This window comes from Bordetella parapertussis (genome assembly GCF_020735925.1).
GTDB lineage: Bacteria > Pseudomonadota > Gammaproteobacteria > Burkholderiales > Burkholderiaceae_B > Bordetella > Bordetella pertussis.
The window spans coordinates 2,299,845-2,325,265 of the sequence record NZ_CP085971.1 but is presented as its reverse complement, the minus strand read 5'-3'; the positions used below and the strand labels follow the sequence as shown (position 1 = coordinate 2,325,265).

16 protein-coding genes are annotated in these 25,421 nt (G+C 67.9%); 2 read left to right on the top strand and 14 right to left on the bottom strand.

From position 1 onward, the window contains the following. Positions 1–56: 56 nt before the first annotated feature. The 13 genes from LK409_RS11020 to clpS form a co-directional block, all read right to left on the bottom strand. Positions 57–788 carry an ABC transporter ATP-binding protein gene (locus LK409_RS11020; protein ID WP_010928617.1) on the bottom strand — a complete coding sequence of 244 codons (732 nt, stop codon included), beginning with the start codon at positions 786–788 and terminating at the stop codon, positions 57–59. Further along, complete coding sequence (locus tag LK409_RS11015; protein ID WP_010928616.1) at positions 785–1,588, bottom strand: ABC transporter ATP-binding protein; 804 nt, start codon at positions 1,586–1,588, stop codon at positions 785–787. Before LK409_RS11015 ends, LK409_RS11020 begins: the two co-directional genes overlap by 4 nt. After that, a complete protein-coding gene (locus LK409_RS11010) occupies positions 1,585–2,673 on the bottom strand; it encodes an ABC transporter permease subunit (protein WP_010928615.1) in 1,089 nt (362 codons plus the stop codon). The genes LK409_RS11015 and LK409_RS11010 overlap by 4 nt, the downstream gene beginning before the upstream one ends. Continuing rightward, the gene (locus LK409_RS11005; protein WP_003812854.1) at positions 2,670–3,599 is read right to left on the bottom strand and encodes a branched-chain amino acid ABC transporter permease; all 930 of its coding nucleotides are present in this window, start codon (positions 3,597–3,599) and stop codon (positions 2,670–2,672) included. The genes LK409_RS11010 and LK409_RS11005 overlap by 4 nt, the downstream gene beginning before the upstream one ends. A gap of 149 nt (positions 3,600–3,748) precedes the next feature. Further along, positions 3,749–4,894 carry a branched-chain amino acid ABC transporter substrate-binding protein gene (locus LK409_RS11000; protein WP_010928614.1) on the bottom strand — a complete coding sequence of 382 codons (1,146 nt, stop codon included), beginning with the start codon at positions 4,892–4,894 and terminating at the stop codon, positions 3,749–3,751. A 252-nt stretch (positions 4,895–5,146) separates the two neighbouring features. Next, on the bottom strand, positions 5,147–8,968 hold the full coding sequence (gene putA, locus LK409_RS10995) for a trifunctional transcriptional regulator/proline dehydrogenase/L-glutamate gamma-semialdehyde dehydrogenase (RefSeq protein ID WP_010928613.1): 3,822 nt from the start codon (positions 8,966–8,968) through the stop codon (positions 5,147–5,149). Positions 8,969–9,124: 156 nt separating this feature from the next. Beyond that, a complete protein-coding gene (locus tag LK409_RS10990; protein ID WP_010928612.1) occupies positions 9,125–9,793 on the bottom strand; it encodes a PqiC family protein in 669 nt (222 codons plus the stop codon). Positions 9,794–9,797: 4 nt separating this feature from the next. Beyond that, positions 9,798–11,471, bottom strand: a complete 1,674-nt coding sequence (locus tag LK409_RS10985; RefSeq protein WP_010928611.1) for a PqiB family protein — start codon at positions 11,469–11,471, stop codon at positions 9,798–9,800. Positions 11,472–11,489: 18 nt separating this feature from the next. After that, positions 11,490–12,809, bottom strand: a complete 1,320-nt coding sequence (locus tag LK409_RS10980) for a paraquat-inducible protein A (protein ID WP_010928610.1) — start codon at positions 12,807–12,809, stop codon at positions 11,490–11,492. A 4-nt stretch (positions 12,810–12,813) separates the two neighbouring features. Beyond that, the gene (gene clpA, locus LK409_RS10975; RefSeq protein ID WP_041937220.1) at positions 12,814–15,126 is read right to left on the bottom strand and encodes an ATP-dependent Clp protease ATP-binding subunit ClpA; all 2,313 of its coding nucleotides are present in this window, start codon (positions 15,124–15,126) and stop codon (positions 12,814–12,816) included. 55 nt (positions 15,127–15,181) lie between these two features. Then, positions 15,182–17,350: a penicillin-binding protein 1C gene (pbpC, locus tag LK409_RS10970; protein ID WP_010928608.1), complete on the bottom strand. Its 2,169-nt coding sequence runs from the start codon at positions 17,348–17,350 to the stop codon at positions 15,182–15,184. Then, positions 17,347–22,527, bottom strand: coding sequence for an alpha-2-macroglobulin family protein (locus tag LK409_RS10965; RefSeq protein WP_161952232.1), 5,181 nt, complete (start codon positions 22,525–22,527; stop codon positions 17,347–17,349). The genes pbpC and LK409_RS10965 overlap by 4 nt, the downstream gene beginning before the upstream one ends. 98 nt (positions 22,528–22,625) lie before the next feature. Next, complete coding sequence (gene clpS, locus LK409_RS10960) at positions 22,626–22,940, bottom strand: ATP-dependent Clp protease adapter ClpS (protein WP_003812873.1); 315 nt, start codon at positions 22,938–22,940, stop codon at positions 22,626–22,628. 227 nt (positions 22,941–23,167) lie between these two features. Here clpS and LK409_RS10955 point away from each other — a divergent pair, with 227 nt between their 5' ends. Both LK409_RS10955 and LK409_RS10950 read left to right on the top strand, forming a co-directional pair. Beyond that, complete coding sequence (locus LK409_RS10955) at positions 23,168–23,413, top strand: cold-shock protein (RefSeq protein WP_003812875.1); 246 nt, start codon at positions 23,168–23,170, stop codon at positions 23,411–23,413. 97 nt (positions 23,414–23,510) lie between these two features. Then, positions 23,511–24,029 (top strand): DUF192 domain-containing protein, encoded by a 519-nt coding sequence (locus tag LK409_RS10950; RefSeq protein ID WP_003812878.1) that lies wholly within the window; start codon positions 23,511–23,513, stop codon positions 24,027–24,029. A 99-nt stretch (positions 24,030–24,128) separates the two neighbouring features. On the opposite strand, the gene pcaF is transcribed toward LK409_RS10950, so the two are convergent. Beyond that, the gene (gene pcaF / locus LK409_RS10945; RefSeq protein WP_003812882.1) at positions 24,129–25,334 is read right to left on the bottom strand and encodes a 3-oxoadipyl-CoA thiolase; all 1,206 of its coding nucleotides are present in this window, start codon (positions 25,332–25,334) and stop codon (positions 24,129–24,131) included. Between the last annotated feature and the right edge of the window lie 87 nt (positions 25,335–25,421).

Here is a 25,421-nt window from a genome sequence, read left to right as displayed (position 1 = left end):
CGCGGCACGGGCGCCGGTTCCGCAAGAAGAACCGGCGCCCGTGCGTGCGGACAGGCTCAGGCCTCGACTTCGCCCAGATAGGCCGCGCGCACCTTGGGATCGTGCAACATCTCGCGGGCCGGCCCGGACAGCGTGATCTCGCCCGATTCCATCACATAGCCGCGGTCGGCATGTTCGAGCGCCAGGCGGGCATTCTGCTCGATCAGCAATATGGTCACGCCCTCGGCCGCGATGGTGCGCACCACTTCGAACACCTTGTCGACCATCAGCGGCGCCAGGCCCATCGACGGCTCGTCCAGCAGCAGCAGGCGCGGCCGCGCAATCATGGCGCGCCCCATCGCGACCATCTGCTGCTCGCCGCCGGACAGCGTGCCGGCAGCCTGGCGGCGCCGCTCGGCCAAACGCGGAAACAGCGTGAACACCCGCTGGGTGTCCTGGCGCACCTGCGCGGCATCGCGCCGCACGTGGGCCCCCATGGCGAGGTTTTCCTCGATGGTGAGCTGGCCGAAGATGCCGCGGCCTTCCGGCACCATCACCAGGCCCTTGCGCACCAGGGCGAATGACGGCTGGCCGCCGATGGAGTGGCCGTCGTACAGCACCTGCCCGCCGGCCAGCGGCACCAGGCCGCAGATGGCGCGCAAGGTCGTGCTCTTGCCCGCGCCATTGGCGCCGATCAGGCAGACCAGTTCGCCGGGATCGACGCGCAGGTCGATGCCGCGCACGGCCCGGATGCCACCATAGGCCACTTGCAGGCCACGCAATTCGAGTAGCGCTTGCGATGCCGTCATGGTGCTTGCTCCGTCGTATGCAGTTCGGGATCGTGCGCCGCGCCGGCCCCCAGGTAGGCTTCGATGACCTTGGGATCGCGCTGCACCTCGGCCGGCCGGCCCATCGACAGCACCTTGCCGTATTCCAGCACCAGCACCCGGTCGCACAGGCCCATGACCAGCTTCATGTCGTGCTCGATCAGCAGCACCGTCACGCCATCGGTGCGGATCTTCTCGATCAGCTGGCGCAACACCACGGTTTCCGAGGCGTTCATGCCGGCGGCGGGCTCGTCCAGCGCCAGCAGCCGAGGATCGGTCGCCAGCGCGCGGGCGATCTCGAGCCGCCGCTGGTCGCCGTAGGGCAGCGAACGCGCCACGTCGTTGGCGCGGTGCCCGATGCCGACGTATTCCAGCAGCTCCTGCGCGCGCCGTTCGATGGCGGCCTCCTCGGCCCGCTCGGCGCGAGTGCGCAGCACGGCGCCGAGCACGCCCGCGTGCGTGCGCACATGGCGGCCGATCATGACGTTCTCGATCGCGCTCAGGTTGGCGAACAGGCGGATGTTCTGGAAGGTGCGCGCCAGGCCGGCGGCGGCCACCTCGTGCGGCTTCTTGCCGATCAGCGACATGCCGTTGAACTCGCACTGTCCCTCTTCGGGGACGTACAGCCCGGTCAGCACGTTGAACAGCGTGGTCTTGCCGGCGCCGTTCGGGCCGATCAGCCCGTAGATCTCGCCGGCCTCGATATCGAAGCTGATCTCCGACAGCGCGCGCAGCCCGCCAAAGCGCTTGCCCAGTCCCTGGGCGTGCAGGATGCGGCTCATGCGGCACCTCCCTGGCGCGTGCTGCTCAGTTCGCGCTTGCGCACCGCCGAGGGCCACAGGCCGGCCGGCCGGAACAGCATGACGCACACCATCGCCAGGCCGAACAGCAGCATGCGGATGCCTTCGGGATCGAGCACCACGGCGCCGAACAGCAGGTGCTGCGCGGGCTCGACCACCGCGCGCAGAAACTCGGGCAGGACGGCCAGGATCACCGCGCCGAGGATCACGCCGGGAATATGGCCCATGCCGCCCAGCACCACCATGCACAGCACCGATATCGACTCCGTCAGGCTGAAGCTCTCGGGGCTGACGAAACCTTGCATGGCGGCGAACAGCGCGCCGGCCACGCCGCCGAACGAGGCGCCCATGGCGAAGGCCAGCAGCTTGATGTTGCGGCTGTTGATGCCCATGGCCTTGGCCGCGATCTCGTCTTCGCGTATGGCTTCCCAGGCGCGACCGATGCGCGAATTCTGCAGGCGCACGCACACCACGATGATCAGCAGCGTCAGCAGCACCAACAGGTAGTAGTACTTCTCGGGCCCCGTGAAGCGGATGCCCAGGATGGTCTCGGTGCGTCCGAAGGCGAAGTCTCCGACCTTGAAGGCGTCGATGCGGTTGATGCCCTGCGGCCCGTTGGTGATGTTGACCGGCGCATTCAGGTTGTTGAGGAAAATGCGGATGATCTCGCCGAATCCCAGCGTGACGATGGCCAGGTAGTCGCCGCGCAGCTTCAGGGTGGGTGCGCCCAGCAGCACGCCGAATACGCAGGCCACGCCCAATGCCATCGGCAGAATGGCCCAGAACGGCAGGTGCAGGCCGAAATGCGGCGAGGCCAGCAAGGCCCAGGTGTACGCGCCCACGGCATAGAAGGCGATATAGCCGAGGTCGAGCAGACCGGCAAAGCCCACCACGATATTCAGGCCCAGCGCCAGCATGACGTACAGGAGCGCGAAGTTGAGGATGCGCACCCAGCTCTGCCCGGCCATGCCGAGCACGAAGGGCAGCACGGCCAGCACGATGCCGATGAGCGCGATGCCGACCAGGTTGCGCGCCGACAGCCCGGACGTGTTCGGTTGTCGTGTCATGCCCGGTCTCCCACGCGCTCGCCCAGCAAGCCCGAAGGCCGGAAGATCAGCACCATCACCAGCACCACGAAGGCGAAGACATCCTGGTAGTGGCTGCCGAGGAAGCCGCCGGTCAGGTCGCCGATATAGCCCGAGCCCAGCGATTCGATGATGCCCAGCAGCAGGCCGCCGGCCATGGCCCCGACCAGGTTGCCGATGCCGCCCAGCACCGCCGCGGTGAACGCCTTCAGGCCCAGCATGAAGCCCATGGTGTACTGCGACACGCCGTAATAGGTGGTGACCATCATGCCGGCGATGGCCGCCAGCGCGGAACCGATCAGGAAGGCCGCCGAGATCACAGTGTTGATGTTCACGCCCATCAGGCCGGCCACTTCGCGGTTCTGCGCGGTGGCCCGCATGGCGGTACCCAGCCGCGTCTTGTGCACGACCAGCAGCAGCGCGCCCATGATCAGCGCGGCGATGACCACGATGGCGATCTGCAGCATGCTCATGCGCGCCCCGCCGATCTCGAACACGGCGGGCGTGAGCACCTGGGGAAAGTTGAGGTAATTGCGGCCCCACACCATCATCGCCACGTTCTGCAGGATGATGGATACGCCGATGGCGGTGATCAGCGCGGCCAGCCGCGGCGCGCGGCGCAAGGGCCGGTACGCCACGCGTTCGGCGGTCCAGCCCACGGCCATGCACAGGGGCACCGAGACCAGCAGGCCGGCGCCGAGGACGGCGAAGGCCGACGTGGACGGATCGCCGCCCACCAGGGCGGCGGCGACCATGGTCGCCGCCATCGCGCCGATCATGACCACGTCGCCATGCGCGAAGTTGATCAGGCCGATGATGCCGTACACCATCGTATAGCCCAGCGCGACCAGCGCGTACACGCTGCCCAGCGTCAGGCCATTGATTATCTGTTGAGTGAAAATATCCATACGAGCGTTCGTTCCAGCCGAGGGAGACGAAGCGACGCAGCGATCGGAAACGCGACGCCACTGGCAGCGCGCGGCGCCCGGCGGCGGCGCAGCTGCGGCAAATGGCGGCGCGGCGCCCCCGGGGGGGCCGCGCCGCCGGCACAGGCCGATCAGTTGGCCTGGCTCACCATGGTTTCAACCATTTCCCACTTGCCATTCTTGACTTCGTAGATGGTGACCGCAACTTCCTTGAGGTCGCCCTTGGCGTCGTAGGCAATGTGTTCGCTGGTGGCGCCCTTGCGCGACAGCTTGGCCAGTTCCGGCAGGTACTTGGACGGATCGGCCGAACCCGCCTTCTCGATGGCGGTGATCATGTTCCAGGCGCCGTCATAGGCGTAGGGAGCGTAGACGCCGGGCGCCTTCTTGAAGCGCTCTTCATAGCGCTTGGCGAACTCCTTGCCGGCGGCCATTTTCTCCAGCGGCACGCCGGCCAGCGAGGCGTAGGTGCCGTCGGCCGCATCGCCGGCCAGCTTGATGAAGGTGTCGCTGCGCGTCATCTCGCCGGACACCAGCGGCGCCTTCAGGCCCAGCATGGCCAGCTGGCGCTTCATGGGGCCGGACTGCGCGTCCAGCCCGCCATAGAAGATGGCATCGGGCGCCACGCCCTTGATGTTGGTCAGGATGGACGTGAAATCGTTGGCCTTGTCGGTGGTGTACTCGCGCCGCACCACCTGCCCGCCGGCCGCCTTGACGGCCTTCTCGACCTCGTCGGCCAGCCCCTGGCCGTAGGCCGTGCGGTCGTCGATGATGGCGACCTTCTTGGCGTTCAGCTTCTCGACCATGAACTTGCCGACCGCGGCGCCCTGCTGGGTGTCGCTGGTCATCATGCGGAAGGTCGTCTCGTACTGCTGGTTGGTATATTCGGGCGAGGTCGCCATGGCGATCTGCGGCAGGCCCGCGTCATGGTAGACGCGCGACGCCGGGATGGTGGTGCCCGAGTTGAAGTGGCCGAGGATGCCGTTGACCTCCTGGTCCACCAGCTGCTGGGCCACCTGCACGGCAACGCGCGGATCGGCCTGGTCGTCGCGCGAGACCAGCACGAACTTGGCGGGCTTGCCGCCCACGGTCACGCCCTTCTGATTTGCTTCTTCCAGCGCCAGCGTCAGACCGTTCTGCATGTCTTCGCCGTAATGGGACTGCGGGCCGGTCAGGGGCGCCGCGAAGCCGAACTTGATATCGGCCGCTTGGGCCACACCAGCCAGGCAGGCGGCGGCAATGCCCGCTGCCAGCATTTTGATGGGGGTGCGCAAGGTCATGGTTTCCTCCGATGTGTCGCACTAGATATCTGTTATGCCAGGCTTGTGGCCCGGTTTGCCGGATACTGGCCGCGCCGTGGGCGTGGCTATAAACACTAGGGCCTGGGCGGGAGTTCGTCCAGTGCTTGCAGGCCCCGTGTCGGATTACAGTGACAGCGCGTCCGCTCCGGGTGGGACCGGATTGTCGAACGAGTACAACCAACTTCGATATTGGAGATAACCCGCAAGCAGGCGCGGGTTAAGCCATGCAACTCAACCTATCGTCATCAGGCTGGCGTTGCCGCCAGCGGCCGCCGTATTGACGCTGATCGAACGCTCGGCCAGCAGGCGGTCGGGCGCGTAGCTGGCCCCGGCGGCCAGGGCATCGGCGCTCAGGCCATGCACGGACACCAGGGGGCCGGGACGTTGGGCGATGCGCATGTTCAGCGCGCGCAAGGCGTCGCCGTCCCCCTCGAACAGCACCGCCTGGAAATCGGCCTCATCAAGTTCGGAATCTTCCAGCAAGGCAGCCTGCTCGCGCAGCCTGGCGTCCAGGCCGTCGATCCAGGCGCGCGCCGCCGGCGTATCGGCGAACCAGGCATGGTTGCCGGTCTGGCTCACGACGGCCCATTGCGCCCGGGCGCCGGCCTCGGTGGCGGCCACGCAATAGACCGCGCCGCGCGGCTCGACCCGGTAGGTATTGGTCTCGCCGGTCGGGCCCGGCAAGGCAAGCGCCTGCGGCATCGGCGCCGCCGGGTCGAGGGCGGGCGGCAGGCCGGCCGGGCGCGTGGCCAGCAGCCGGTACATGTACAGCGGCCCCCCCGCCTTCGGGCCGGTGCCCGAGAGGCCTTCGCCTCCGAAGGGTTGCACCCCGACCACGGCGCCCACGATGTTGCGGTTGACATACAGGTTGCCGGCGTGCACCTGTTCGGTGACGCGGGCAATGGTTTCGTCGATGCGGGTATGCACGCCGAAGGTCAGCCCATAACCGGTGGCGTTGATCTGCTCGATCAGCCCGTCCAGGTCGTCGCGCCGGTAGCGCAATACGTGCAGTACCGGGCCGAACACTTCGCGCGTGAGCTCGCCGATATGGTCGATCTCGATCAACGTCGGCGGCACGAACGTGCCGTAGCGGCACTCGCCCGCCAGCTCGACCTGGTCGACCGGGCGTCCGGACGAGCGCATGGCCTCGATATGGCCCTGAATGCCGTTGCGCGCCTCGGCGTCGATCACGGGTCCCACGTCGACCGACAGGCGGTCGGGATTGCCCACGCGCAGCTCGCGCATCGCGCCGCGCAGCATGGCCAGCACGTGATCCGCACTGTCCTCCTGCAGGCACAGCACGCGCAGCGCGGAGCAGCGCTGGCCGGCGGAGTCGAACGCCGAGGTCAGCACATCGAACACGACCTGCTCGGCCAGCGCCGACGAATCGATCACCATGGCGTTCTGGCCGCCGGTCTCGGCGATCAGCGGAATGGTGTGGCCCTGATCGTCCAGGCGTTCGGCCAGCGCGCCGGCGATGATGCGCGCCACCTCGGTCGAGCCGGTGAACATCACGCCGCGCACCTGCGGACTGGCCACCAGTTGGGCCCCCACGGTTTCGCCACGGCCCGGCAGCAGTTGCACCGCGCCGGCGGGCACGCCCGCGGCGCGCAGGATGGCCACCGCCTGGCCGGCGATCAGCGACGTCTGCTCGGCCGGCTTGGCCAGCACGGTGTTGCCGGCGGCCAGCGCGGCGGCGACCTGGCCGGTGAAAATGGCCAGCGGGAAGTTCCATGGACTGATGCACAGTACCTGGCCCAGCGGACGATGGGTATCGTTGTCGAACTCGCGCTCGGCCTGGTCGGCGTAATAGCGCAGGAAGTCCACCGCTTCGCGCACCTCGGCGATGGCGTTGGGCAGCGACTTGCCGGCCTCGCGCACGATCAGGCCAAGCAGCGTCTGCATCTGCTCTTCCAGCAGCTGGGCCGCCCGCCGCAGGCACTGCGCGCGCTCGGGCACCGGCGTGGACTGCCAGATGGGCGCCGCGTTGGCGGCGTCGCGCAGGGCCTGTTCCACATGTTGCGGCGTGGCCTGCATGACGTGGCCGACGATGTCGCGCAGGTTGGCCGGGTTGGCCACTTCGACCGCGCCGGCCGGATCCCAGCCGGGATCTCCCTCGCCCAGCATGGGCCAGGCGCGCCAGTCGATCGCGGCGCTGGCCAGCAGGGCCGCCGACAGCGAGCCCAGGCGATGCTCGTTGGTCAGGTCCAGGCCGGCCGAGTTGGCCCGCGCGCCCTGCTGCACGCTGCCGTACAGCTCGCGCGGCAGGGGGATTTTCTCGTGCGGCGCGCCCAGCGGCACGATGCGGGACGCCGCCTCGATCGGATCGGCCACCAGTTGCTCGACCGTGATGCTGTCGTCGCCGATCAGGTTGACGAAGGAAGTGTTGGCGCCATTTTCCAGCAGGCGGCGCACCAGGTACGCCAGCAGGGTTTCGTGCGTGCCCACCGGGGCATAGATGCGGCAAGGGCGGTTCAGCTTGCCTTGCGCCAGCGGCCCGACCACCTCCTCGTACAGCGGTTCGCCCATGCCGTGCAGGCACTGGAACTCGTACTGCCCCGGGTAGTAGTTCTGTCCCGCCATCTGGTAGATGGCCGACAGGGTATAGGCGTTATGGGTGGCGAACTGCGGGTATGTGGCCTCGGGCGCCGCCAGCAGCCTGCGCGCGCAGGCCAGGTAGGCGACGTCGGTGTACACCTTGCGCGTGTAGACGGGATACCCCTCCAGGCCGTCGACCTGGGCGCGCTTGATCTCCGTGTCCCAATACGCCCCCTTGACCAGGCGCACCATCAGGCGGTGACGGCTGCGCTTGGCCAGGTCGATCACGTAATCGATCACGAACGGCGCGCGCTTCTGATAGGCCTGGATGACGAAGCCGATGCCATTCCAGCCGTCCAGCTCGGGGACGAAACACAAGGCTTCCAGCAGGTCCAGCGAAATCTCGAGCCGGTCGGCTTCCTCGGCGTCTATGTTCAGGCCGATATCGTATTGGCGCGCCAGCAGCGTCAGCGCCTTGACGCGCGGCAGCAGCTCGGCCATGACCCGGTCGCGCTGGGCGCGCGCATAACGCGGATGCAGCGCCGACAGCTTGATCGAGATGCCCGGGCCTTCGTAGATGCCGCGTCCGGCGGCCGCCTTGCCGATGGCATGGATGGCCTGCTCGTACGCCGCGTAATAGCGTTCGGCGTCGGCGGCCGTGGTGGCGGCCTCGCCCAGCATGTCGTACGAGTAGCGAAAGCCCCGCGCCTCCATCTTGCGGTTGTTGGCCAGGGCTTCGGAGATCGTCTGGCCCGAGACGAACTGCTCGCCCATCATGCGCATGGCCATGTTCACGCCCTTGCGCACCAGCGGCTCGCCGCCCTTGCCGATCAGGCGCGTCAGCGCCTTGGACAGCGACTGCTCGCTGCTGACGGCGACCAGCTTGCCGGTGATCATCAGGCCCCAGGTCGCGGCGTTGACAAACAGCGACTGCGATCCGCCCATGTGAGAGCGCCAGTCGCCGTGCGCGATCTTGTCGCGGATCAGGGCATCGCGGGTGGCGCGGTCGGGAATGCGCAACAGCGCCTCGGCCAGGCACATCAGCGCCACGCCTTCCTGGCTGGACAGCGAGAACTCCTGGATCAGTCCTTCGACGCCGCCGCCGCTGCGCTTGGCCCGCAGCGCGTGGACCAGCTTGCTGGCCATGGCGTGCACCTTCTCGGGGCCGGCCACGCGGGCCTGCCCCAGCAGCAACGGCACGCATTCCGGCTCGGGCCGGCGATAGGCGGCGGTGATGGCGGCGCGCAGCACGGATTGCGGCTGCACGTCCTGGCCGAACTCGAAGAAAGGCGGCATGGCATCGGCCGACGCGCCTGCGTCCTCGTCCTCGCCGCGCTCGTCGCTCCCCAGATGGGCCATCTCCGCCGGCAGATGGCCGCGTTCGATTCTGTCGAGATAGGAAAGAATGGCCTGCTTGTGCAGCCAGTGCGGGGTGCAGTTCAGTTTCTGCGCGGCGGCTTTGAGGCGATCGCGCAATGCGTCGTCGACCTTGACGCCCAGAGTCGTGCTAGCCATGGGATGCGTGCTTCCAGAGATACGGTGGCCGGCGTGATGCCTGCCATCAGGACTGCGATCCAGTGCCCGCGATCACGGCGGGCACTGGCGGTGGAACCGTATCCTAAAGAGGTTGCAACGCGTACGGTATTAAGGTTAACCCGTATACGAAAAAGGTTAACCCGCTGTTTTCGCGTCGTTGCGGCTGCAACCCAGCACCTGCACTTCGGGCCCGCCGGCCTCGGCCGACTGGCCCTGGCTGCGGATCGCCGAGGCAATGGTGCGCGCCAGCAAGGCCGTACCGCGCTGCTGGGCCTGGACCAGCGCCGCCGTGTCGCGCTCGCCGCCGGCCGGCACATCCACCCGCGTGCGGCACACCAGCGCGGGCGCGGCCAGGTTGACCGGCCGCACCCGCCAGGTGGCGTCGAGCAGGGACGGCCCGCCCGCCACCAGATCGAAGCGCTGCACGTCCACCTGGACGCGCCACACCGGCGTACCCGAGGCGGGCTTGATCACCTGCACGTCAGGCGCGCCCAATTCGCGCGTCAAGGTATCGGACAAGGCGGCGCGGAACTCGTCGGGCAGCGGCGCGCTCCAGCGCTCGGAGTACAGCGGCGCCACCGTGCCGTCGCCGGTACGCACCATCAATTGCGGCTGGTCGGCCTGCGCCGGCACGTTGACCGGCAGGATCTCGATCATGAACTGGGCGGGGGCCACGCCTGCCTGAACGGCCTGCGTGGCGCCCGGCGGCTGCAGCGTGTAGTAGCGGGCGGGCGGCGAGGCGCCGCAACCGGCCAGGATCGTGGCGATCAAGAGGGGCGCGCACCGGGCAACAGTGGATTTCATGGGCTCAGTTCCTGACGGGGCCGGCGCCGGGGATCGGGTCGGCGCCCCGCCCTTTCAACAACGCCTCCGGGTTGGTCTGCAGATAATCGGCCAGGTTGCGCAGCGAGCGCGCGGCGCGCGACATTTCCTGCATGGCGCGCTCGGTATTGGCCGGCAGGCCCGAATCGGGGGCCAGCATGTTGTTGATGTCGACCAGCGATTGGCGAGCCTGGCGCAGCACCGCGCGGGCCTCGGGCGCCAGATCCTTGTCGAGCCGGTTCATCAGCTTGGCGGTCGACGCCAGCGTGGCGCGCAGGTCGGTGCCGATCTGATCGAACGGGATCTTCTCGATCTTGGTCACGATGCTGCTGATCTGGGCCTGCAGCTGGTCCAGCTGCCCCGGGATCGTCGGAATGATGACCGGATCGTCGCCGGGCACGAACGCCACCGGCGGCGCCTCCGGGAAGGTGTCGAGCACGATGTAGAGCTGGCCGGTAAGCAGGTTGGCCGTGCGCAATTGCGCCCGCAGGCCATACTTGATCATGATCGACAGCAGCTGGCCGGCGGCGTGCGATCCGCTGCTGGCTTCGGTGCGCGCGCGGATCTCGTCGAACACCCGGCCGATGCGCTCGGGGTACACGGTGGCGTCGACCACCGCGAAGAAGCGCTTCTTGGCGTTGTCGAAATCGATGGCGATGCGCGTGACTTCGCCCAGCGTAATGCCCTGGAAATCGATGGGCGAACCGACCGTCAGGCCGCGGATCGACTGGTCGAAGCGCATGCGGATCGGGAATGGCTGGCCATCGGGGTTGGCCTTGGCCGCCGTCTCGCTCTCATACAGCTCAAAGCGCGTGTCAGCCTTGACCGGTTCGCCCTGGCGCGCCGACACGGATTCGAACGCCACGCCGCCCACCGCCAGCGACACCAGCGATTGGGTGCGCACCTTCAGGCCGCTGGCATTGACGGCCACGTCCACCCCGCTGGCATTCCAGAACCGCGTGGAGTCGGTGACGAAACGATCGTTGGGCGCATCGACGAAGACCTCGACATTGACCACCCGCCCGCTGTCGTCCAGCTTGTAGCCGATGACCCGGCCGACGGGAATGCGGCGGAAATACACGGGTGAACCGATGTCCAGCGAGCCCAGGTCGGTGGCGCTCAGCATGAAGCGCTTGCCGGCCCGGTCGTGCGTGACGGCGGGCGGCACTTCCAGGCCGACGAATTCGAACTTGGGCGCGCGGTCGGTGCCGCCCTCCTTGTCCGGCGGCGCATCGACGCCGATATAGGCGCCCGACAACAGCGTGCCCAGGCCGGATACGCCGCTGATGCCCAGGCGCGGGCGCACCACCCAGAACTGGGTGCCGTCGCGCGCCAGGTTGGAGACCTCCTTGGCAAGCTCCGCCTCGACCACGACCTTGCTGCGGTCCTTGTTGAAGTGGATGCCCTGCACCACGCCGATGTTGACATCCTTGTAGCGCACCTGCGTCTTGCCCACTTCCAGGCCCTCGGCGGTGTCGAACAGGATGGTGATCTCGGGCCCGGCCTGCATGATGGTGCGCACCACCAGCGACAGGCCGGCCAATGCCGCCACGATCGGCACCAGCCAGATCCAGGAAATGCGCGATTTCTGCTTGCGGGCGATCTGGGGGGCCGCTATCGGCGTGCCCGGTTCCTGCGGTGGAGGCGTCGACTCGGCCATGTCCGGGTTCCTTTGCTTCTAGGTAGACGGTTGGTCGCTGGCGGCTGCGCCATGCGCGGAAGAATGGGCGTGCAGGGCATCGTGGACGTGCGGCGCGGACGCGGATTCCAGGTCCCAGCTGCGCCGCGGATCGAAACTCATGGCGGCCATCATGGTCAGGATGACCACCATGCCGAACGACGCCGCGCCGCTGCCCGCGCTGATTTCCATCAGCCCCTGGAAATTGGCCAGCGCCGCCAGCACGATGACCACGAAAACATCAAGCATCGACCATTGTCCGATGAACTCGACCATTTGATAGAGGCGCGTGCGCTGGCGCAGGTTGGCCGTGCTGCCGCGCTGCAGCGTCAGCGCCAGCAGGGACAGCGCCAGCAGCTTGGTCAGCGGCACCATGATACTGGCGACGAACACGATCAGTGCGATATCCCACGACCCCATCTCCCAGAGTTCGACCACCCCGCCCAGGATGGTATGGGCGCTGTCGCCCACGACCGACGACACGCTCATGACGGGCAGGATGTTTGCGGGAATATAGAACACGACGGCGGCCAGCAACAGGGCCCAGGTGCGCGCCAGATGGTCGGGCTTGCGCAGATGCAGCTGGGCCGCGCAGCGCCGGCAGTGGTGCAGCGCCTCGTCGTCATGCCCGGCCGGCAGGGCCTGGACCTGGCCGCACACGTGGCAGCCGGTGAGCACCATGCCGGGGCCCGAGCGCGGCACGTGCACGTCGACCAGGCCGGCGCGCTCGGCGTAGCGCCACAGCACATGCGGGGACAGGCGCCCCAGTATGGTGAGCAACACCGTCAGGGCGGCAAACCCCGCCAGGCCGACGGCGGGCTTGACCGCCGCCATGCCCTGCAGCTTGACCACCGAAACCACCACGCCCAACAGGAACACCTGCACCATGCTCCAGGGCCGCAACAGCCCCAGGAAACGCATCGCGCCGCGAAACCCGACCGGCAGGCGCCCGGCCGCCAGGGGCCCCAGCACCCACAACAGCACCATGAGCTGGACCAGCGGCATGCCGAAGCCGGCCAGCCCCGTCATGATGGCCACCACCCAGTGCTGCTGCTGCCAGGTCACGCGGATGGCGTCGAGCAGCGAGGCCCGCTGCACCATGCCCTGCACTTCCAGGCTGGCCACGGGATAGGCGTTGGCCAGCACGAAGACGATCAGCGCCGCCAGGGCCAATGCCAGCCAGTTGGACAGCGTCAACCCGCTGTAGCGCCAGAGCGTGGTGCCACAGCGGGCGCAGGCCGCGGTTTCGCCAGGTTCGAGATCAGGTTGCCGGCAAATACTGGCGCAGTTCTCGCAGGCGATCAGAGAGCGTGGATCCACACGGTCAGTCGATCAGTTCCACTTCCTGTTTGTCGGCGGCGTTGGACGACGGCTTGCCGGGGGCCTCGAAACCGAGAACCACCTTGCCCGCGTCGTCCAGGTCCACCGTGACGTTGCCGCCGTCGACCAGCTTGCCGAACAGCAGCTCGTCGGCCAGCGCGCGGCGTATCGTGTCCTGGATCAGGCGCTGCATGGGACGCGCGCCCATGAGCGGATCGAAGCCTTCCTTGGCCAGGTGGTCGCGCAGCTTCTCGGTGAATACCGCGGCCACGCGACGCTCGTGCAGCTGGTCCTCGAGCTGCATGAGGAACTTGTCGACGACCCGCAGGATGATCTCCCGCGACAGCGCCGAGAACGGAATGATGGCGTCGAGCCGGTTGCGGAACTCGGGCGTGAACATCCGGCGGATCTCCGCCATTTCGTCGCCCGCGACGCGCTCATTGGCAAAACCGATGGCGGGACGGTTCAGGGTTTCGGCCCCCGCGTTGGTCGTCATGATGAGAATGACGTTGCGGAAGTCGGCCTTGCGCCCGTTGTTGTCGGTCAGCGTGCCGTGGTCCATGACCTGCAGCAGGATATTGAAGATATCCGGATGCGCCTTTTCGATCTCGTCGAGCAGCAGCACGCAGTGCGGCTGCTTGGTGATGGCCTCGGTCAGCAGGCCGCCCTGGTCGAACCCCACGTATCCCGGCGGCGCGCCGATCAGGCGCGAGACGGCATGGCGTTCCATGTACTCGGACATATCGAAGCGCAGCAGCTCGATGCCCATGGTGAACGCGAGCTGCCGCGCCACTTCGGTCTTGCCCACCCCGGTGGGGCCGGAGAACAGGAAGGCGCCGATGGGCTTGTCGGGCTTGCCCAACCCCGAGCGCGCCATCTTGATGGCGGCGGTCAGCGCGCTGATGGCCTCGTCCTGGCCGAACACCACGGTCTTGAGATCGCGGTCCAGCGTAGCCAGCTTGCTGCGGTCGTCGTTGGACACCGACTGCGGCGGGATGCGCGCGATCTTGGAAACGATGTGCTCGATCTCGCCCTTGCCGATGACCTTCTTCTGCCGCGAGCGCGGCAGCAGGCGCTGCGCCGCGCCGGCCTCGTCGATGACGTCGATGGCCTTGTCGGGCAGGTGGCGGTCGTTGATGTAGCGGGCCGACAGCTCGGCGGCGGCGCTCAGCGCGGCGGCCGAGTAGCGCACGTTGTGGTGCTCTTCGAACCGGCTCTTCAGGCCGCGCAGGATCTGCACGGTCTGCTCGACGCTGGGCTCGGGCACGTCGATTTTCTGGAACCGGCGCGACAGCGCGTGGTCCTTCTCGAACACCCCGCGGAATTCGGTATAGGTGGTGGCGCCGATGCACTTGAGCTGCCCCGACGACAATGCCGGCTTGAGCAGGTTGGATGCATCCAGCGTGCCGCCCGAAGCCGAACCGGCCCCGATCAGGGTGTGGATTTCATCGATGAACAGGATCGCGTCGGGATTGCCGCGGATCTGCTTGAGCACGCCTTTGAGGCGCTGCTCGAAATCGCCCCGGTACTTGGTCCCGGCCAGCAAGGCGCCCATGTCCAGCGCAAAGACCTGCGCGGTCTGCAGCACCTCGGGCACCTCGCCGCGCGTGATGCGCCAGGCCAGGCCCTCGGCGATGGCGGTCTTGCCCACGCCGGCCTCGCCGACCAGCAGCGGATTGTTCTTGCGCCGGCGACACAATACCTGGATGACCCGTTCGACCTCGTGCTCGCGGCCGATCAGGGGATCGATGCGGCCGGCCAGCGCCGCGGCGTTCAGGTCGTTGGCGTACTGGTCCAGCGGCGACTGGCGCGACTCTGCGCCCGGCTCCTCGCCGCTTGCCTGCTGCTCCTTGGGCAGCGCCGAGGATTCCTCCTGCGGCTGCTTGGTGATGCCATGTGACAGGAAATTGACGACATCCAGCCGCGTGACGCCCTGCTGTTGCAGGTAGTACACGGCGTGCGAGTCCTTCTCGCCGAATATGGCGACCAGCACGTTGGCGCCGGTAACCGGCTTCTTGCCGGTGCCGCCGGCCGACACGTGCATGATGGCGCGCTGTATGACACGCTGGAAACCCAGCGTGGGCTGGGTGTCGACTTCGGCCCCGCTGGGAATGACCGGGGTGTTCTCGGTCACGAACTGACGCAGATTACGGCGCAAGTCATCCAGATTGGCGGCGCAGGCACGCAGCACTTCGACTGCCGAAGCGTTGTCCAGCAACGACAGCAACAGGTGCTCTACGGTAATGAATTCATGCCGGGCCGAGCGGGTCTCGACAAAAGCCATATGCAGGCTGACTTCAAGCTCTTGGGAAATCACGCTTCCTCCGTAACGCATCGAAGCGGTCAAATACACGATTCATATTCTATGCCGATCATGGCGTAACGCCAGAGATTTCAAATTCCAGACCAGCATACCTGCCCTGGCCGTCCATCACTGTCAACGCGCACCGCCCATTGCGCGACAACGTCAGTGTCTGCGCCTGTCCAGCCGCGCCACTACGGTACACCTTACCGTCCAGCATCCACCATACCTCACCACTGGCGCCCTGCGCGCCGACTTCCAGCGTGACTGCCCGCCTTCCGGGCACCGGACGCAGAATGGTGCCATCGGCCACGCCCTCGATGCGCAAAGGCCCTGTCGCCGTATCGGCATAGCCGACGAACGACGGCGGCACCGTATCGTCCAGCGCCCAGGCCATGCGGCGCTCCGGACAAATGCCCGCTGGCGCGCTGCCCAGCCGCCAGCCCAGCGGCCAGCACGTCACCACGGCCTGCACCTGCGGCGGACGGGTGCGCGGCACGGGCGCGCCCGCCGGCAACGCGGCCACGATGTCCTGCAGCAGCGGCGCCGCCACGTTGGCCCCGAAAAATCCCGGGTTGGGCGTGCCGTCGGGCCGGCCCACCCACGCACCGATGGTATAGCGGTCGGTCACGCCCACCGCCCAGGCATCGCGAAAGCCGAAACTGGTCCCAGTTTTCCAGGCCAGCTGGCGGCCCGCGGCGCCGCCCTGAAACAGGGGACGATCCGGATGGCCGCCCGACTCGAGGATATCGCGCACGATCCAGGCCGCCCCGGGGCTCATCAGGCGAGCCTCGATGCGCGGCTGGCTGGCGCGCAGCCGGGGCCGGCCCGACAGGCCGCCGCGAGCCAGCGCGCGGTAAGCGCCGACCAGTTCTTCCAATGTGGTGCCGCCCCCGCCCAAAATCAAGCTGAGGTTCGGCACCGCGCCGGCCGGCATGCGCAAATGCACGCCCCCCGCCAGCATAACCGATGCGAATCTGGCCGGACCGACCCGGTCCAGCAGGTCCACCGCCGGCACGTTCAGCGACCGCTGCAGCGCCTGGGCCACGCTGACCGGCCCGGCGAACGCCGCCTGAAAATTGCCCGGCGCGTAGCCGCCGAACGACAGCGGCGCGTCCAGCAGCAGGCTTTCCGAATGGATCAGTCCCTCGTCCAGCGCCAGCGCATACAGGAACGGCTTGAGCGTCGAGCCCGGCGAGCGCACGCCGCGCACCATGTCCACGTGCGCGTAGCGGCTGTCGTCGGTGAAATCCGCGGAGCCGGCGTACGCCTTGACCTCCAGGCTGTCGTTGTCCATGACCAGCACGGCCATGGATACTTTGGGCGGCAAGGCGTCGACGCGGTCCAGCAGCATGGCTTCCACCGTGGACTGGATATCGGGATCCAGGGTGGATCGGACCACGCCGGCGGCCGGCCCCGCTTCGCCCAGCAGCCGCTGGGCGGCCAGCGGCGCCAGCCAGCGCGCGCGCAACGGCGGGGCGACCACGTTCTCGATACGCGCGTCGGCCACCAGCGCCGCGTCCCACACGCCGCGCTGCGCCATGCGCTGCAACACCTTGTCCCGGGCCAGCTGCGCGGCCTGCGGATGGCGGTCGGGGCGCAGGCGCGATGGCGCCTGCGGCAAGGCGGTCAGCAGCGCCGCCTCGGCGTGGCTCAGGTCGGCGGCCGATTTGCCCAGCCACATGCGCGCTCCCATTTCCACGCCCTCGACGATGCCGCCCATCGGCGCGTGGCTGAGGTACAGCCCCAGGATCTCGTCCTTGCTGTAGTGCATTTCCAGCTGGATGGCGCGCCAGGCCTGGCGCAACTTGGCCGACAGGGTCTTGGACGGCTGGCCGGCCAGCTCGGGATCGAGCAGGCGCGCCACCTGCATGGTCAGCGTCGAGCCGCCGGAGACGATGCGGCCGTGCGCAGCCCATTGCCAGCCCGCCCGCGCCAGGGCGAAGGGATTGACGCCGGGGTGCCAATAGAACCAGCGGTCCTCGTACGTGAGCAGGGTTTCGAGATAGTGCGGCGATACCTGGCCGGGCCCGACCGGGTAGCGCCAGACCCCATCGCGGCTGGGATAGGTGCGCAGCGGCGTGCCGTCGGCCGCCACGACGACCTGGGCGCCGTCGGAGCCGAAGCGCGGCAGCGGGAACAGGCGGTCCAGCGCCAGCAAGGCCATGACGACGCCGCCGGCCAGCACCGCCGCGGCCAGCGCCGGCCGGCGCCAGCCGGCCAGGCGCCGGAAGGTCATGGACGACGCGGCGCGCGGTCGCGGATCTCTATGCTGCTCCATGAGTCGCCCACTGCGCGCAATTCAGGCCGGTACATATCCTCGGCCTCGGTCGCGGGCACGCTGTAGCGCCCCGGCGTCACCACGCGCGCCAGGTAGAAGATATCCACCTTGCCCCGGCCCAGCATCGTCGCCGCGACGTAGCGGTCGTCGCGGAATTCGCGGTGCTTGATATTGGGGTCGGCCATGGACTCGGCCACGCGGCGTCCGCCGATCGTCCAGTCCTGCATGTCCGGACTTTGCGACAGGTTCAGGTTCTCGATCTCGAAGCCGGCCGGCACGCGGTCCACCACCAGGGCGTCCGGAATCAGCCGGCTGGCTTCTGCCTGCACCCACACCACCAGCATGTCGCCGGTCTGCAAGGTGCCGCCGTTCCAGGCGGTGCCATCCGGACGGTACCAGACGCGCTTGAGGCGGATCACGTCCGAGCGCGGCGCCGGGGCTGCCATGGTGGTGCCCTGGACGTCGAACTCGGCGAACATCGACTGGCTGCCGGTATTGCGCAACTGCAGGCCGGCCAGGTCGCCCGCGCTCAACGCGAGGGTATGGTCGTCGCGCCCCTGCAGCGTCTTGAGCTCGCCCGTGCCGATCTGCAGCGCGGCCTGCCAGGGCGTACGGCTCTCGGCGCCGGTGGCGCCCGCCGCCAGCAGCAAAGCCATCTGCTCCTGGGTGGACAGGTACGAACGCACCCCCAGGTACCCGCCGACCTGGTCGAGCAGCGCCTCGGTACGGTCGTGCTTGAGCCCGTACTGATTGACCAGGGCATACGACAGCGCGTAGTCGCGCACGGCGCTGCCGTAGTCGCCCAGCCATTCGTCCAGGTAGTTTGAGCCGGCGCGGCGATTGATGCCGTACGAGCGCGTCATCGCCTCGTCCAGCGCCGTCTTCATGCGGCCCTCGTCGCCCATCAGCTTGAAGGCGGCCGCCAGCTGCATCAACGGCAGGGGCGAGCGCGCGCGCTCCTGATAGTTGTCGTAGAGCTGGCGCACGGTCGACAACGGCGCCTTGCCGTCACGCGCCAGCACCAGCGCCGCAGCGGCCAGGCCGGCGAAGCGGCGGTGGTCCTCCCTCAGGATGGCGGCGTCGTTCTCGTCGAAGCGCCCGCTCGCCAGGGTGCGGCGCAGGTTCGGCGACCAGGTGCCGAAGCCGCCCGAAGCCTGCTGCAGCTGCTCGAGCAGCCACTGGCGCGGCCGTTCGAGCAGGGCCGGGGCAAGGTTGAACTCATGGTCGCGCACGTCCTGCATGAAGCCCACGGTGTAAGCCGTCAGCCAGACGTCGCGCGAGCTGCTGTCGCCCCACAGCGAATACGAGCCGTTGGCCGCGCGCATGCCGGCCAGCCGTCCCAGGGCCGACGCGACGCGGCTCTCGCGGTCGGCGCGCGAATACACCTTCAGGCCGAACCGCTCGGCCGCCGCCTCGTCGATCAGCACCCATGGGATCGCCGCGCTGATGGTCTGCTCGGTGCAGCCGTAGGGATAGGTCAGCAGGCCATCGACCAAACGGCTTACGTTGATCGGCGGACGGTTGGACAGCGTCATGCTGACCGACACCGAGTCCGGGAAATAGGCCGACGTCCAATCGCCCGGCGCCGGCAGCGCCTCGCCCGGGTTCAGCCGGACGCGGCGCACGCGGCGCTCCGGCGCATGGGCGGGCTGCACCTGCAGCACCGACTCGCGCACGATGCGCACCGGTTCGGCGGCGCCTTCGCCGTCGACCGACAGGCGCATCAGGCCCAGGCCGTACGAGCCGGTCGTGGTGGCCACGAAACGCAGCGTGCTGCGCTGCTTGTCCTTGAGGGTCAGGGTGCGCGTGCCGTCGGCGATGGCCAGCGGGTCCAGCGCCTGCAGGCGCACCGTGATCTTCTGGGTGGCGCCGCTGAGGTTGGTGACGTCCAGCGCAATGGCCGCCTGGTCGCCCGGCGTGATGAAGCGCGGCGTGTTCAATTCGGCCACGATGGGCGCGGCCACCGTCATTTCCTTGTCGGCGCTGCCGAACTGGTCGGCGGTGAACGCGACCGCCATCAGGCGCAGCGTGCCGTTGAAGTCCGGCAGATCGAGCGCGATGTCGGCCTCGCCCTTGTCGTCCAGCTTCACCGGCCCGGAGAACAGGTCGACCAGCTTGACCTTCTTGGGCAGGCTGCGGCTGTCGCCGCGCATGGCCGCGTCGCCGCCCCATTTGAGGCGGCCCTGCGTGCCATCCATCTTCTCGATCAGCTTGCCGTACATATCCAGCAGTTCCGGCGCGTAGCGATGCTTGCCGAAGAAGAAATCGAGCGGATCGGGCGTGGCGTACTGGTTGATGTTGAGTATGCCCACATCGACGGCCGACAAGGTCACCCTCGCCGCCTTGCCCGCCGCGCCCTCGACCTTCACGCGCACGGTGGCGCGCGTCTCGGGACGGGTCTTGGCCGGCGCCGACAACGACACCTGCAAGCGGCGCTCGTCACTGGCGATCGGCAGGAACGCCAGGCCCAGCGCGCGCGCCGGCGTCACCCGGTCGCCCTGGCTGCCGGGGCGAAAGACAGTGGCCGAGACATACAGATCGTGGCGCTTCCACGCCTTGTCGACGGGAATCTCGACCTGGGTGCCCGAGGCCTGGACCGGCACCCACTTGGACCACAGCATGCGGTCGCCCTCGACCGTGACCAGGGCCTGGCCGTCGTGCGGCGGCGTGATCGTCATGGCAACCGTGTCGCCCGGGCGCGCCGGCACGCCTTCCAGCTTGAGCTGCACCCGGTCGGGCCGATTGCCCACGGCATCGGCGTCCTGCGCGTTCCAGCCAGCATAGAAGCGGTACCGCAGGGTTTCGCCGGTCTGCGGATCGGCAATCTCCAGGCGATAGCGCCCCCAGCCCACGTTCAGGGTCAGCGGCGTGCGCTCGCCCACGTCGACGACGCGCGAATCGGTCAGTTCCTCGTTCTCGGTGTAGCCGCTGTGCCAGCCGCGCTGGTCGTCGAAGCGCCAGTAATACTGCCGCTCTTCATGGTACAGGCGAACCTGGGCCTGCTGGACGGGCACCACCTTGCCGCTGGCGTCCACCCGGGTGATTTCGAACGCCGCCGGCGCGCCTTCGCGCGCCACGTCGCGGTCGAACAGCGGCCGCACCGCGATCAACTGCGGCGCGGGCCACACGGTGCGCTCCAGCGAACGCACCACCGGACGCCCGCCCGACTCCAGCAGGCTGGCCGATACGCGCACGCTCATCGGCGAATGCGTGCCGTCGGTGTGCGGGTCGATCTCCAGCTGCCCGGCGCCGGCGTCGTCCAGCTCGCTTTCGGGCAGCTCCTCGTAGTGGCGGCGCGTATCGTCGGCCACGTCGCCGAAGATGAAGCCCGGCCACTGTTGCGGCAGCGCGTAGCGGTTGCGCTTGACCTGGAAGCTGGACAGCAGGCGGTTGCCGGCGGCCGGCGCGCCGTACAGATAATCGCCCTGCACGTCCACGCGCCACGGCTGGCCCGGCTGCAGCACGGTCTGCGCGGAGTCCAGCTGCAACTTCATGCGCTCGGGCAGGAATTCCTCGACCTGGAACTTCCAGGCGGCATCCGGCAGCCGCGCGGCCGGGTCGATGCGCAACTCCAGCATCCATGCGCCGGTCTGGGCATCGACCGGCAACTCGATGGCCTGCTCGATATAGCCGGGCTGGTCCTTGGCCGGATGCCACAGCGCCGTGCGCACCACGCGGCCATCGGGACGCTTGAGGGTGGCCGACACGGGCGCGGCGGTCAGCGGCCGGCCGTCGGGGTCGCGCGGCAGCACCGATACATGGAAGGTTTCGCCCGGCCGGTACAGATTGCGGCCGGCGTAGACAAAGAGATTGTTGCTGCGTCCCGGATGGCCACCTACGTCGAATTCGGACAGGTCCAGCGCAGGCTCGCCCAGCGCCAACACCGTCATTTCCTTGCCGCGCGAAGCGCGCAGCACCTTCGACTTGGCGAAGTCGCCGTCGATGCGCACATGGCCCTGGGCATCCGAGTTGGCCTTGGCCAGCACCTTGCCGGCGCCGTCGAGCACCTCGACCAGCGCGCCCGGAATGGCCACGCCGTCCTTCAGCGATACGGTATAGGCCTCGATGCGCTCGGCGTAGCGGCGCGTGTGCAGGCCGATATCGCTGACATAGAAATAGGTCACCTGGTATTCATAGCGGAACCGGCCCGGCTGGCTCATGACCGCGACATAAATACCCGGCTCCTGCAGCTCCTTGACGCCTTCGATCGGCAGGAAGGTCACATGGCGGCGGTTGGGCTTGTCGTCGGTCAGGAAACGTCCCTGGTAGACGCTGGTGGTCAGGCCGTGCAGGCGGTCCAGATCCCAGTTGCTGACCGATCCCTTCAGGCTGCGGTTATCGGCGTAGCGCCAATCGTCGGCATCATCGCGGTCGTCCGCGCCGGCGTCGTTGCCGATACCCAGCACCGAACCGAAGAACTCGGGCACGCGGTCGGGCTCGACCCGCAGGAACTGCACATCGACCTCGGCCAGGTTGACCGTGGCCACCGGCAGGCCGCCATTCTGGCCGGCCGGCAGCACGACGCCGCGGCTGGCGAAATAGAACGAGGGCGGCATGGCCTGGGTGTTGACGACGCAGTAGCCAACGGCGCCCAGGGTGCTCTTGCCGTCACCTGCCGGCACATCGCCCTGCCATTGCACGGCATAGGAGCGCTGCGGCCGCACATACGGGAAATACACGACGCGCGGATTGTCGCCGACCACCCAGGCGCCATCGACCTGCTTGCCCTTGGCGCCCGCCGCGCCGGCCCGGGCCGGCGCCGGCCGTTCAATGGCGGCATTCTCGTCGTCGGATTGCGCCAGCGGACCGGTGTCGACCACCTTGATCAGGCCCGACAGGTCGATCCTGCGGTCGACCGGCTGGGTAAAGGTGAGCGCCAGCGACAGGGTGTCGTTGTACTGGCGCGGCTGGCAGTTCAGCGCGGCAAAGGGGTCGGCGCTGCCGACCACCGCCTGGCCCGTGGCCGGTTGCGCGGCCTGCGGCGCGGGCTGCGCCGCCTGGCCCGCCGCCGGCGCCGTAACGGCGGCAGGCGTGGCGGCCGGTTGCCCGCCGCCCTTGCCCATCCACCAGCCTGTCCCCACGGCCGCCGCCACGACGACCGCCCCGCCCAGGGCCAGCCAGGCCCCTTTCTTCATTCCGCTCACAGACCACCCCTACTTTTTATTGAGGCCGATTTCTTATTGCGCCCGCGCAAGGCCAGGCAAAACGACGCGGCGACCGCGCCCGATGCGGATCAGGCCGGTTCCATAATGCACTGCAGCGGATGCTGGCGCGCCCGCGCATACTGCGAGACCTGCGCGATGCGCGTGGCCGCCAGATCGCGTGGATATACGCCACAGACGGCGCGGCCTTCGTGGTGCACCTGCAGCATGATGCGCGTGGCGTCTTCGCTGTTCTTGCCGAAGAATTTCTGCAGCACCTTGACCACGAACTCCATTGGCGTGTAGTCGTCATTAAGCAGCACGACCTGGTACATCGGCGGCGGCGCCGTGCGCGCCGGCTGCTTCTCGACGACCACGTCGTGCTGCGTATCCAAGGTAGAACTCATAGGGCGGCTATTTTATTTAAACGTACTGAAAGCAATGTGTTACTTACGTAGATTTACAACCAGAAATGCGTAGTTTCCATACTTGACATCAGAAAGAAAACCAGCGCATTATCCACGCATTCGGGGGGCTCTCGGCTGTTACGAGCCTCATCCGGACACCCGGGAGGGGTAAAAAGCAGACGCTGCCGCACCCTTCTGACAACATACGATTCAATGAGGCAGTCCGCATGTCTGATACGACCGCAACCGCTGTCCAAGGGGACAATCCTAAAGCCACGGGTACCGTTAAATGGTTCAACGATGCGAAGGGGTTCGGATTCATCACGCCCGATGACGGCGGTGAAGATCTGTTCGCGCATTTCTCGTCCATCCAGATGAACGGTTTCAAAACCCTAAAAGAAGGCCAGAAGGTCTCGTTCGAGATCATTCAGGGTCCCAAGGGCAAACAGGCACTCAATATTACGTCTGCCTGAGCACCATTGCTTATCGCGTCGCCACTGCGCCGATACCATTTGGCGCCGGGCGTCGTTATTATTTGAGGCGGGGCTGCATGCCCCGCCTTTTATTATTTTGCATTGTCCGCCAACTCCAGCCCCCATGTCGATTGCCGCCGTCCTGCCTGTCCTGCGCCGCATTGCCCGCAGCCGCTTCTGCGCCGCCGTGCTGGCGCTCTCCGTCCTTTCCTTCGGCGCCGCGGCGCAGCATAACAGCAGCGGCAAGCCGCAGCCCCGCCTGCCCACCACGCCGCTGTCGGCCGGCATCCATATCATCCACGCGGAGGTGGCGGACAACGACGACACCCGCCGCCAAGGTCTGATGTACCGCACCGAACTGCCCGGCAACGACGGCATGCTGTTCGTCTTCGAGGCTCCCGACCAGCAGTGCTTCTGGATGCGCAACACCCCGCTGCCGCTGTCGATCGCCTTCATCGCCGACGACGGCACCATCGTCAACATCGAAGACATGGCGCCGCGCACCGACGATACGCATTGCTCGCGCAAGTCGGTGCGCTATGCGCTGGAAATGGCCCAGGGCTGGTTCGCGCGGCACGGCATCAAGGCCGGCGCCCGGATCAACGGCCTGCCCTGAACCCGGCGCCGTCGGGCCGCGCCCGCCCCCGCGGCAGGCGCCGGAACGCAAAAAAGGAGCCTTACGGCTCCTTTTTGCCATGCCCGGGACTCGCCAGGCTCAGACGCGCTCGATGATCAGCGCGATGCCCTGCCCCACGCCGATGCACATCGTGCACAGCGCGTAGCGGCCGCCGCCGCGCTGCAGCTGGTTGATGGCGGTCGTCACCAGGCGCGCGCCGGAGGCGCCCAGCGGATGGCCCAGCGCGATGGCGCCGCCGTTGATGTTGACCCGGGCGTCGTCATCGGCGATGCCGAGGTCGCGCATCACGGCCAGGCCCTGCGCCGCGAAGGCTTCGTTCAGCTCGATGACGTCCATCTGCGCCAGCGACAGGCCGGTCTGCGCCAGCACCTTGCGCGTGGCGGGCGCCGGGCCCATGCCCATGATGCGCGGCGCCACGCCGGCAGTGGCCATGCCGACCACGCGAGCGCGCGGCGTCAGCCCATGGCTGGCGGCCGCCTTCTCGTCGGCCAGCAACAGCGCGGCCGCGCCATCGTTGACGCCCGAAGCGTTGCCGGCGGTCACCGAACCGCCCTCGCGCACCACGCCCCTGAGCTTGGCCAGCGCTTCCAGGCTGGTATCGCGCGGGTGCTCGTCCTTGGACACCACCACGGGATCGCCCTTCTTCTGAGCGATGGACACCGGCGTGATCTCGGCGTCGAAAAAGCCCGACTGCTGCGCGCGCAGCGCCTTCTGCTGGCTGGCCAGCGCGAATTTGTCCTGGTCGGCGCGGCTGATCTTGAAATCATCGGCCACGTTCTCGGCCGTCTCCGGCATGGAATCCACGCCGTACTGGGCCTTCATCAGTTTGTTGACGAAGCGCCAGCCGATGGTGGTGTCGTAGATGGCGGCGTTGCGCGAAAAGGCGCTGTCGGCCTTGCCCATCACGAACGGGGCGCGGCTCATGCTCTCCACCCCGCCCGCCAGCATCAGGCTGGCCTGGCCGGCGGCGATCGCGCGCGCGGCCGAGCCGACGGCGTCCAGCCCCGAACCGCACAGGCGGTTGATGGTCGCGCCCGGCACCTCGATCGGCAGTCCGGCCAGCAAGGCCGCCATGCGGGCGACGTTGCGGTTGTCCTCGCCCGCCTGGTTGGCGCAGCCGTACAGCACATCGTCCAGTTCTTCCCAACGTACGCCGGGGTTGCGCGCCATCAGGGCCTTGATCGGCACGGCGGCCAGATCGTCGGCCCGCACGGAAGACAGCGCACCGCCGTAGCGGCCGAAAGGGGTGCGAATCGCATCACAGATAAAGGCTTGCACAGTCATGGGAAGCTCGAAAGGGCGAAGGAAACTGCGGATCGGCTGATGTTACCGCAGTGCGTCATAAGCAGGCCGCACCCCGGCGCAGATGTC